The 11,243-nt window shown below is 48.8% G+C and carries 7 protein-coding genes; 6 read left to right on the top strand and 1 reads right to left on the bottom strand.

The genetic code is table 11. The features are described from left to right. The first annotated feature begins 370 nt into the window (after nt 1-370). The 6 genes from kaiC (at nt 371) to N7974_RS19215 (ending at nt 10,139) form a co-directional block, all read left to right on the top strand. A complete protein-coding gene (gene kaiC / locus N7974_RS19190) occupies nt 371-2,113 on the top strand; it encodes a circadian clock protein KaiC (RefSeq protein WP_262967157.1) in 1,743 nt (580 codons plus the stop codon). After that, entirely contained in the window at nt 2,113-2,439 is a 327-nt protein-coding gene (locus tag N7974_RS19195; protein WP_262967158.1) for a circadian clock KaiB family protein, read from the top strand. The genes kaiC and N7974_RS19195 overlap by 1 nt, the downstream gene beginning before the upstream one ends. A 12-nt stretch (nt 2,440-2,451) precedes the next feature. Continuing rightward, a complete protein-coding gene (locus N7974_RS19200) occupies nt 2,452-2,799 on the top strand; it encodes a circadian clock KaiB family protein (RefSeq protein WP_262967159.1) in 348 nt (115 codons plus the stop codon). 223 nt (nt 2,800-3,022) lie between these two features. After that, complete coding sequence (locus N7974_RS19205) at nt 3,023-6,094, top strand: PAS domain S-box protein (RefSeq protein WP_262967160.1); 3,072 nt, start codon at nt 3,023-3,025, stop codon at nt 6,092-6,094. Further along, on the top strand, nt 6,085-7,401 hold the full coding sequence (locus tag N7974_RS19210) for a GGDEF domain-containing response regulator (protein ID WP_262967161.1): 1,317 nt from the start codon (nt 6,085-6,087) through the stop codon (nt 7,399-7,401). Before N7974_RS19205 ends, N7974_RS19210 begins: the two co-directional genes overlap by 10 nt. Nucleotides 7,402-8,276: 875 nt before the next feature. Then, nucleotides 8,277-10,139: an AsmA family protein gene (locus tag N7974_RS19215; protein WP_262967162.1), complete on the top strand. Its 1,863-nt coding sequence runs from the start codon at nt 8,277-8,279 to the stop codon at nt 10,137-10,139. Nucleotides 10,140-10,434: 295 nt separating this feature from the next. On the opposite strand, the gene N7974_RS19220 is transcribed toward N7974_RS19215, so the two are convergent. Beyond that, on the bottom strand, nt 10,435-11,163 hold the full coding sequence (locus tag N7974_RS19220; RefSeq protein WP_262967163.1) for a catalase: 729 nt from the start codon (nt 11,161-11,163) through the stop codon (nt 10,435-10,437). Nucleotides 11,164-11,243 lie beyond the last annotated feature (80 nt).

Raw genomic sequence — 11,243 nt, forward strand, 5'->3', positions numbered from 1 at the left:
TGCAGTATTTCTTGCGTTGTCGTTTGCATTCTAAACCTTTTCATATTTTTGCAAAGCTGATTATGCGTTATCCGCTTAACGCAGCGATCCAGGACGGGTAAAAAGACTACTGAAAAAATAGCCTAACAGTGTCGTATTGGGTCACCGTTGCTGAGAGTCTTGTTTGGCGTCAGTCTTTGTCATTGAACATAACCATTACTATGCTTCGTTGGGTAGATAAAGCACATGATGACCCAGCGGGACTTTTAGCCATGTTCGAAAAAGTTTAACGTTTTATAGTCCTGCAACCACACAATTATCATGTTTTTATACGATATTGAATTTTTGGTATACAATTCGCCAAATAAGATGACTTCCAAGGGGAGTGCCCATGACAAAAGCCCATAAAATACCTCAAGCGGTTAGCCAAGACCTGTTAAAAGCCCCGACCGGCATCAAAGGCCTGGACGAGATCACTGGCGGTGGTCTGCCGCAGGGTCGTCCGACCCTAATCTGCGGCGGCACCGGTTGCGGCAAGACCCTGCTGGCCATGGAATTTCTCGTGCGCGGGGCGCTGCAATTTGATGAACCCGGCGTATTTATGTCGTTTGAGGAAAAATCTGACGAATTGTCAAAAAACTTCCTGTCGTTGGGTTTCGACCTGAATGAGTTGGTGCGCCAGAACCAACTGGCCATCGACTACGTGTATCTGGAGCCGGGCGAGATAGCCGAGACCGGCGCATACGACCTGGAGGGACTGATTATCCGCCTTGGCTATGCCATCGACACGCTAGGCGCAAAGCGCGTAGCACTGGATACCATCGAGGCACTGTTTGCCGGGTTGTCCAATGAGGCCATCCTACGCTCGGAACTGCGCCGTCTGTTCCGCTTCCTGAAAGACAAGGGGGTTACTGCCATTATCACCGGTGAACAGGGAGAACAGTCCTTCACCCGCTTTGGACTGGAAGAATATGTCGCTGACTGCGTCATTTTTCTTAACCATAATATTAGCCAGCAGATTGCTACGCGTCGTTTGCGGATCGTCAAATACCGGGGCTCGGCCCACGGCACCAACGAATACCCGTTTTTGATCGATAGGGATGGCTTCTCGGTCATGCCGATTTCCTCCATCGGTCTTGACCACCCGGTTTCCATTGAACGGATACCCAGCGGCGTGCAGCGTCTGGATGCCATGTTGGACGGTCAAGGCTACTACCGGGGTACCAGCGTCCTGGTCACCGGCACTGCCGGTACCGGCAAGTCCAGCCTGGCCGCACATTTTGTTAATGCCGCCTGCCTGCGCGGTGAACGCTGCCTGTATTTCGCCTTCGAGGAGTCACAAAACCAGATCATCCGCAACATGCATTCCATTGGCATCGATTTAGGCCAGTGGGTCGAGAAGGGCTTACTCCAATTCCAGAATGCCCGTGCTACGCTGTATGGTTTGGAAATGCATTTGGTCGTTATGCATAAGACGATAAACAAATTTAATCCTAACATCGTTATCGTCGACCCGATCTCTAATCTGGTCGCGGCAGCCAGTAATGCCGAGGTTAAGTCGATGCTCTCACGGATGATTGATTACCTGAAAATGCAGCAGATTACCGCCTTTTTTACTGATCTGGCTTCGCCCAGCAGTAGCCTGGAATGGACTGAATTCGGTATGTCGTCGCTAATGGATACGTGGCTGTCGTTGCGGGATATGGAAGCGGGCGGTGAACGCAATCGTGGTTTGAACATCATTAAGTCCCGAGGCATGGCACATTCCAATCAGATCAGGGAATTTATCCTCAGCGACGAAGGCATCCAATTGCGGGATGTGTACATCGGCCCCGACGGCGTGTTGACCGGCTCAGCCAGGGTTGCCCAAGAAGCCAGAAATAAAGCCGAATCCATGGAGCGTAAACAGGAAATCGAACGTAGAAAGCGTGAGATCGAGCGGAAAAAAACCGCCATAGAAGCCCAGATTACCGTACTGAACGTCCAGTTCGAAACTGAAAAGGATGATTTGGAACGGCTCATTGCCAAGGAACTACAACGGGATGCAACGCTTATCTCGGAGACGTTGACCATGGCTAAAGCGCGGCAGGCCGACGAACTGCCGGCCGGACAATCCCGCCCAGGAGCGCCCTAATGACTGACGTAGAGAAAAAATCCAACCCCGGGAAGCCAACCACCGGCGAGGATAAGTGGCTGCTCAAGCTCTATGTCGCCGGCCAGACCCCCAAAACCGTCACCACATTTGCTAATTTGAAAATGATTTGTGAAGAGTATCTACAGGGCAACTACCAGATTGAAGTGATCGACCTGCTGATCAACCCAATCCTTGCCAAAGATGACCAGATTTTGGCCTTGCCGACGCTGGTGCGCAAACTCCCGGAACCGATGAGAACAATCATCGGCGACCTCTCCAACAGGGAACGCGTGTTAGTCGGCTTGGATATCCGCCCTATTTCTTGATGCCGTGATACTATGCGTAAAAAAACCGGTACTGAAGCCACACCAATCCAGACTGCCACGGCAGCATTTGAACTGGCGCTGACAAAAACCGAGCAAAGACATTATGTTCTCAGGTTGTATGTGGCGGGCATGACTGCCAATTCGCAACGCGCCATCGACAATGTGCAAAAGCTGTGCCGAGAGCATCTGCAAGGGCGCTTCGAGCTGGAGATCATCGATATCTATCAGCAGCCCTGCTTCGCCAAAGAAAGACAGATCGTCGCGGTGCCTACGCTGGTTAAGGAGTTCCCGCTGCCATTGCGCAGATTCATCGGTGATATGTCGCACAGTGAGCGGATTCTTGCCGGCTTGGATTTATGAAAAAAAAGTGTAGGCTTTAGGCCCGACGAAAAAATAAACAGATGTCGGCCAAGAGGTGCAACCCTTGTCACGCGTTAGACGTTAACGTAGCCGCGCAAGTATTCAGCTCCCCCTTAAAAATGGGGATTGAAGCGTATGTATTTAAAAATCGCCATCTAACCCCGCTTGCTCAAAGCCGGGGCTGACGCATTATGTAGATTTCAACCGGAAAGGTAAGTGTTTAATGGCAACCGACAAGCGATCACGAGAAGCGCTCTTAGACGAAAATGCAAGCCTTCGCTGTCGTCTTGAAGAAGCTGAAGAAACCCTGCATGCTATTTACAACGGGGAAGTCGATGCCCTGGTCATTTCCCGGCCGGATGACGCGCTGGTTTTTACGTTAAAAGGCGCTGAGTATCCTTATCGCCGCTTGGTGGAAACCATGAATGAGGGCGCAGTCTTTCTCACTGCAGACGGCATGATCGCTTATTGCAACCAACAACTGTCGACTCTGCTGCAAGTGCCGCTGGAAACGCTCATCGGCTCGCCGTTGCACGCTTATGTTGCACCACAAGACCAAGACCGCTTCGCTGACCGGGTGGGAAATCTCACGCACACGGGTGAGCGGGATGAAATCATCCTGGAAACCGGGGCGGGTAACCACCTGCCGGTATTATTTTCCTGCAATGCCATCGAGCTTGCCGGCAATCTGGGCGTGAGTATCGTGGTCACCGATATTCGCATGCGGAAACAAGCCGAGGAGCAAATCCTGCGTCTGAATCGTCTCTATGCTATGTTGAGTGCAATCGGCAAGACCATTGCCCATTGTAAACGTCGCGATACTCTGTTCAGTGAATCTTGCCGCATCGCCGTTGAACTGGGAGGCTTCCGGTTGGCCTGGGTAGGGCTGTTAGATCCGCAGACCGGGTCGGTTGCTGTGCAAGCAGCAGTCGGTGAGACCGGTTATCTTGAAGGTTCCTGGGTAACGGCTAACGATAAGCCGACAGGAAGAGGGCCCACCGGCACAGCTATTCGCGCAGGAAGCCAGTGCTTTTACAATGATTTTTTAGGCCTGAAGCAGACCGATCCCTGGCTTGAAAAGGCCCGTATTCACGGTTTGCTGGCCTCGGCGAGTGTTGCCATTAAAGAGCACGACGTGACGATCGGGGCCTTTTCCTTGTATGCCGGTGCAAAGGATTACTTCGACGATCAACAGCTTAATCTGCTGCAGCAAATGGGCGATGACCTCTCGTTTGCCTTGGATAATCTGGCGCAGGAGTCTTGTCTTCGTAAAGCCGAGAAGCAACTCAAGCTGGCTAACGAACGCGAGCAGATCGCGCAGGCAATACACGACAGTGAGGAGCGCTTGCGCTTGGCTTTGGATGCTGCCAGACTGGGCATATATGACTGGGATCTTACTGCCAAGCAGGTTATCTGGTCGCGGCGACACGAAGAACTGTTTGGTTTCCGGCCCGGGGAGTTCAGTGGCTGCTATGAGGATTTCGCAAGCCGGGTGCATCGGGAAGACCTGCCGGTGGTTGAGGCTGAATTAACCCGCAGCAGTACAGAGCGAACCCCTTACGCCTGCGAGTTTCGAGTCATCTGGCCGGACCGCAGCGTGCATTGGATTATGGGTCTTGGCAAGTTCACTTATGATGCTACGGGTCGACCTGTACGCATGCGCGGGACCGTCGAAGATATAACCAACCGCAAGCAGATGGCCGATGCCGTGCGTGAAACGGAAGCTTTACGGATAACCTCCCGCTATAGCCGCCGCCTGATTGAAGCCAGCCTGGACCCGTTAATCATCATCGACCCGAAAGGACTCATCAGTGATGTCAACGCGGCAATGGAAGCAGTGACGGGATGGCCCAGAGAGACACTCATTGGCACCGAGTTTGCCGATTACTGTACTGACCCGCAGCATGCCCGCGCTGGTTATCAGCAGACCTTCAAAAATGGCTTAGTGCGCGATTATCCCTTGGAAATCCGCCATCACAACGGCCATCTAACGCCAGTTATGCTTAACGCCGCCGTGTATCAGGATGATACCGGAAACTCGGCGGGGGTCTTTGCCGCGGCTCGTGATATCACCGAACAAATGCAGCTGGAGGAAGCCTTGCGGCAGAGCGAAAGCAAATTTCGGACAATGGCCGAAGCGTTGCCACAAATTATTTGGGTAACTAGAGCGGATGGTTGGTATCTTTATTTCAATCAACAATGGGTTGCTTATACCGGATTAACGCTGGCAGAAAGCTACGGCCAGGGTTGGCTTGTCCCTTTTCATCCGGATGATCATAAAAGGGCATGGGACGCTTGGCAACTGGCGACGCAAACCGATAGCACTTATTCGCTTGAATGCCGGTTGCGCCGCGTAGATGGCATTTATCACTGGTGGCTGATCCGTGGCGTATCATTGCATGATAACAACGGCAAGGTCACTAATTGGTTTGGCACTTGCACCGACATTCAAGACATAAAGGAAGCCGAAGCAAAGCGCCTGATCGCGGAGAAAGCCCTTACCGCGCTTAATGAAACCTTGGCGCAGCGCGTTCAAGAGGAAACCGAAAAGAACCGCCAGCAAGAGCATCTGCTTATTCAGCAATCCCGCATGGCCGCCATGGGCGAAATGATCGGTAATATCGCCCATCAATGGCGCCAACCCCTGAATGCGCTGACTCTGGTCCTGGCCAACATTGAGGATGCCGCCAAGTACCAGGAACTGACGCCCGAGTATCTGGAGCAGCAGACCCGCAGTGGTGAGCGCCTGATCCAGAAGATGTCCACCACCATCGATGATTTCAGGCATTTTTTCCGTCCCCAAAAACAAATGGAAGCCTTTAGCGTGGCCGCCGCGATCGAAGAAGCTCTGTCCCTGGCTTCGGTCAGCTTATGCAATAACAACATCGAGTTGTGTCTGGACATGGGCGACGATATTCGGATTGTCGGCTTTGCTAATGAATTTTCGCAGGTACTGCTTAATCTCTTGGTCAACGCCAAGGAGGCGATCCTCGCTCGCCATCCGCAGGGCGGTGTGGTGACGCTTCGGCTCAGCCACGACGCCACACACGCTACCCTTGTGGTTACCGACAACGGCGGCGGTATCCCGGCCGCCGCCATGGCGCATATTTTCGAACCCTACTTTTCCACCAAGGAACTGGGTACCGGCATTGGCTTGTACATGTCGAAAATGATCATTGAAACCAGCATGCATGGCACCATTCGGGTTCGTAATGTGGACGCCGGTGCAGAATTTTCCCTCAGCTGTCCGTTGGACAACTCCACCAAGCTGACCGGAGCCCTACCATGTTCATGACAGTAGACGCTGAGGGTGGCGACAACGGTTCCCTTAGCGACTTAAGTCTGCTTTACGTGGAAGACGAAGCAGACATCCGTACCCAGTTGAGCCAATTTCTGCAGCGCCGGGTCGGTCGCTTACTGACCGCCAGTAATGGCCAAGAGGGACTCGCTCTGTTCCTGGAGCACGGCCCCGACTTCATTATTACCGACATTCTGATGCCAGAGATGAATGGACTGGCCATGATCGAGGCTATACGGCAGATCGATCCGGATGTTCCCATCATCATTACCACGGCTTTCAACGATAATCACTACCTGATAAAGGCGATTGATCTGGGGGTCGATGCGTTTATCGTTAAACCGGTAAAGATAAAGCACCTGCTGGCTCAGTTGTTAAAATGTGTCAAACCCCGAAACCTCAAAATGGCCCTGCAAGAAGCCAATATTGTCCTTCAGAACATATTGGCTTGTCTTAACGAGGCGGTATTCATTGAGAATTCCCTTTCCGGGCGTATCATTGATTGCAACGCCCACGCAGAAACCTTGTTCGGGCTGAGCCGCCAGGAGATAATGAGTCTGACGCCGACAGCTCTGTTCGTGGAAGAGGATGCACCAGATCCAAACGGTCAAGTTCAACATTGGTCATCCCGTCAGCTGCAAATGCAACGCAAACAAGGGCCGTCGTTTCCTTGTGAATACCTTACCAATGCCATTCAAGATGGCAAGGGACAAACGACCTATATCGTCCATGTTGTTCGTGACATCACCTTACAAAAGCAAGCGGAAGCTATTCTGCTGGACAATGAGCGCAAGCTCAACTTCATCGCACACCATGATCCGTTGACGGGGCTAAGCAACCGTTTACTCATGGAAGAGCGTTTAGCGCACTGTTTATTGCGAGCCAAACGCCAGGAAATTTCACTGGCCCTGCTATTTATGGATCTGGACAAGTTTAAAGCCGTCAATGATCAGTGGGGGCATGACACCGGCGATGAATTGTTAAGAGCTGTTGCAGCGCGACTGCTGTTGACCGTGCGGGAACAGGATACGGTTGCCCGCTTTGGCGGGGACGAGTTTGTGCTGCTTCTTGAAGACCTGCCGAATACTTCGGGTGCCTCTGACGTTGCGCAAAAAATTATTCACGCCTTGAGCGAGCCCTTTCAGCTTAAGGAACAATGCGTGAATATAGGCGTCACCATCGGTATCAGTCTTTTCCCCGCCGATGGCGACACTAGTGAAACCCTAATTCAACGGGCCGACCAAGCCATGTATCGTGCGAAACAGCTGGCCGGCAGCGGTACTCCCCCGAAAATCCGTGATTGATTGCTTGATTATGGGGTGCGTTTAAACAAGCGACACTAAATCACCATAGGATATTGCGAAAATCTAAAGCCGCGCTATTTGTCGAGTTGCAAAAAATTCTATGAAACCATTTTGTCGTTTGTTTGAGTTCACCCATTACTGGGGCCATAGATGAGTTGAAAGCTGTATTGGGCGATACTGCCGCTTTGGTCACGGAAACTATTGGTATACACATACAGTGATTATTATTTGTGCACATCCTGCAATTTGACACCAAGACAACTACGAATGGGGGGGGGGCATATAAATCATATGGTTATACCTATGGCAGGGTGAGAATTGAACGCCGAAACTTTAGTCATTAACAGGATCATAATATTTTAGTCACTTTGAGTTATTGTGTTATAAAGACGCGATGAATGTAATTTTTACAATTTTAAGTTTCGTTTCTGCTATTTCTGGGTGCATTTAAACAAACGACACTAAAGTCTCATAGAATTTTTCTGAACTTCTTATTCAGAAAAACTTTCAACATGTTTTTGACTTCCCAAAATTAACTTGTTTTGATCATCAATTTTTTAGGATATTAATGTTATCAGGCTTTTTCGTATTGAGAATAAAAACGTAATGGTGAATATGCACTGATGTAAAGGCTCATAGAGCGGTGTTATTCAACACGGTGTCTCCAATTTGCCAACGTGACTTACAGTCGCGACTGCTTATAATGTCTATGGGACTTTAGTGTCGTTTGTTTAAACGCACCCAACTAATTGTTTAGCTTTAGTAATCATGACGAAATATGCCGTTTTTCCAGCAGTAGCCTAAGAGTGCGGGAGCCTGAGACCAAAGAGTGGGCATAAAAATTATTTAAGCGCTGCCAACAAAATAATCAATGAATGAACTTCAAACTGATAATCCTAACCCGTTTATTTTTAGTCATCCTACTGATAGGGTTCTTTGCCTTCGGAAGTCTTCTACTAAGTTTTGCCTATTCCAATAACTTCAGAATCTGGTTTATTGAGGCTATCGTTAATACCGAAAGGCTAAAACTTGATATAAAAGGCAAAACACTTCTGGAAATCGGCTGGCAACCTGAACTGACGATTAATAATATTTCAATCAAAAATAAGGCTTGGACGAGGCCAGAAAATGTTTCACAAATTGATCAATTGTCATTACAAATTTCAATACCGAAACTATTTAATGGAGATATCTTCATTAATGATTTAAGCATTAGCAAGCCGGAAATTTTCTTATTCAAGAATAAGAAAAGTGATACTAACTGGAATTTTTCCAATCAGAAAGCTGACTCAAACGTTCTTGATGTACCGGTTATTTTCGAGAATCTGCATATTATTTCTGGAATATTTCATTATTATGATGAAACCCGTGATATGAATTTTGAAGGGGATATAGATTCCTTAAAAGGCTCTGGTGGCTGGCAACTGCCGATTACCATTGAGAGCAAGGGAAGTTATCAACACAAAACTCTAAATCTGCAGGCTTCTGCAGGTTCATATTTAGAATTGTACTCAGAAAAGAAGCCCTATCCTGTCAAGTTAGATATTGCTTTTGGTCAAACTGAAATAGCCATTCGCGGTACAGTGATTCATCCTCTGCAAGTTGCCGATCCCAAGCTTAACCTTTCTCTTAAAGGGTCTGATATTGCCGAATTATTTCCTCTGATCGGCATCCCTTTACCGCCCAGCTCAGCCTATAAAATAACGGGGGATTTAAGTCGTCATGGTACCACTTGGCGTTTTGACCATTTTAATGGTGAAATTGGCCACAGTGATTTGCAAGGAACTGTCTTGGTCAACCCAAAACTGGAGCCCTTGTATTTCAATATGGATTTGTTCGCCAAAACGCTTGACCTTGCAGATTTAAGTGGATTTATTGGCGGCGAACCTAACCATCCAGATCAACGTGTTACGATAGATGATACTTTGATACCTGATCATCATTTCGACCTAAAACAAATTCGTGCGGCCAATGGTAAGGCTCGGCTTCGCGCCACGAATATTATTAACAAGGAAGTTCCCATAACCAACTTTGACGGTCAATTATCACTCAACAACGGTGTGTTGAAATTCGAACCCGCCATGTTCGGAATTGACGATGGCCGCGTAAACTTTTGGATGACAGCCCAGGGCTCTCAAAACCCGGCAGATGTTGACATCCAAATTAATGTGATTGACCTGTCTTTGAGCAGGCTAATCAAGAAAGTTAACGATATTCAGAAAACGTTGGGGAAAGTTAACGGTAAATTGCAATTAAAAGGATCTGGCAATACGCTTAAAGAGATACTTTCAAGTTCCAATGGAGGCGCGTATTTAGTGCAATTCGATGGCAAGATAAGTGCCTTGATAGTAGAGTTGATAGGCTTGGATATTTTCCACGCGCTTGGCTACTATATCTTGGGAGATACTCAAATCCCTATCCTCTGCGCCGTTGCCGATGTCAATATCAAAGACGGAATTGTCCAGTCAAAAACTTTATTGCTCAATACCAAGGATAGTGTAGTTTATGGAAATGGCTATTTGTCATTTAAAAACGAAACCTTTGAACTTGCTATAACCCCTTACCCTCGTGATTTTAGCCCGCTTACCCTTCGTTCCACCTTAAAGTTTTCCGGAACTATCTTAAATCCAGAGTTTTCAATTAATCCTTTATCTACTCTCATGCTGCTACCTCCAGTTGATATAGGCGAGGTTCAAAACATTGATTGCCAGAAAATGATACGGCAGGCCAAGGATTAACTTTGGAGAGCATGCAAAACCGGGGGAGGCAGTCAGAATCAAGCTTTGAGGTGACGGAAAACATGTATTTTCCGTCACCTCAAAGATCAACCGGCGCCAACAGGGTATTTTTTTGCATGAAAAACAAGATTAAGAAAATGAATCGGTTTGGCATCCTATCATAGCGATGATGAGTTTCCGAAACCGGTGGAATCCAGACTGAATGCCATGAGTCCACCGCTATCAATTCAGGCGTAATAATATATTACGCCTGAAATTAAAAGGAACTTTACACCCAAGAGCAATGGTATCCTTATCAAGCGAGTGTTCTGATGCTCGCCTCCCGGTCCCACTGACGTGTCTGGGCTGCGGCAATGAAGTGATCCAGGGTACCGATGGCAATCACACCGGCGTCTTGTTCGATAGCCGCGGTTTTCAGCAAGGCTTTGCCGCCTTGGTCAACGCCGATCGCTTTCAGATGACCGAAAGCGTCGCGCACGAAATCGATGGCGGCGGCTTCCTTGCCCAATAACGCGGCGGCTTCGCTGGAAAGAATGATGGCGACCGCGTCGAACATCACTGACGGCGTGCCGGCCAATTGGCCATCGATTTTCAAAAGCGAGCCGTCGGCGAGTTTCGCTTCGCCGATTTTCGCTGCAATAATCTTCACTTTTGCGCCTGCAACAGTGACCGCTTGTTTGACAGCCTCGATGCTTGCCGCGTCCGATCCGTCCGCAATCAATACCCCGACAGCGCGACCTTCGAGTGTATCCTTCATCTTGCCGATAAGCTGCAGCGCCGGGGACAGGTCTAACTCCTGAACTGCAACAGCAGCAGTAGGCGCCTGCGGCAGTTCGCTCATACCGAGGCTAGAGGCGATCCGTTGTGCGAGGCCCTCTTCGATATGGCGGAGGTGACCGACCATGGCTTCACGGATATGCGGCCGTCCCTTATACACATCTGACGCTGCCGACAAAAGAAACAGTGTAAATACCGATGACACCAGAAAAAAAAAAAAAAAAAAAAACAAAAAAAAAATATACATATCTTATATACAATCATCTCACTAAATATATTACATCAAAATCATCACATCTTAAGTGACATGTATTAAATGATTACAAT

This window comes from Methylobacter psychrophilus (genome assembly GCF_025583945.1).
Taxonomy (GTDB): Bacteria; Pseudomonadota; Gammaproteobacteria; order Methylococcales; family Methylomonadaceae; genus Methylobacter_C; species Methylobacter_C psychrophilus.

Bases quoted from the DNA above. Each gene is read 5' to 3' on its own strand.
- N7974_RS19200 (WP_262967159.1), top strand. From the start codon at position 2,452: ATGCGTAAAAAAACCGGTACTGAAGCCACACCAATCCAGACTGCCACG.
- N7974_RS19195 (WP_262967158.1), top strand. From the start codon at position 2,113: ATGACTGACGTAGAGAAAAAATCCAACCCCGGGAAGCCAACCACCGGC.
- N7974_RS19210 (WP_262967161.1), top strand. From the start codon at position 6,085: ATGTTCATGACAGTAGACGCTGAGGGTGGCGACAACGGTTCCCTTAGC.
- N7974_RS19205 (WP_262967160.1), top strand. From the start codon at position 3,023: ATGGCAACCGACAAGCGATCACGAGAAGCGCTCTTAGACGAAAATGCA.
- N7974_RS19220 (WP_262967163.1), bottom strand. From the start codon at position 11,163: ATGTATATTTTTTTTTTGTTTTTTTTTTTTTTTTTTTTTCTGGTGTCA.
- N7974_RS19215 (WP_262967162.1), top strand. From the start codon at position 8,277: ATGAACTTCAAACTGATAATCCTAACCCGTTTATTTTTAGTCATCCTA.
- kaiC (WP_262967157.1), top strand. From the start codon at position 371: ATGACAAAAGCCCATAAAATACCTCAAGCGGTTAGCCAAGACCTGTTA.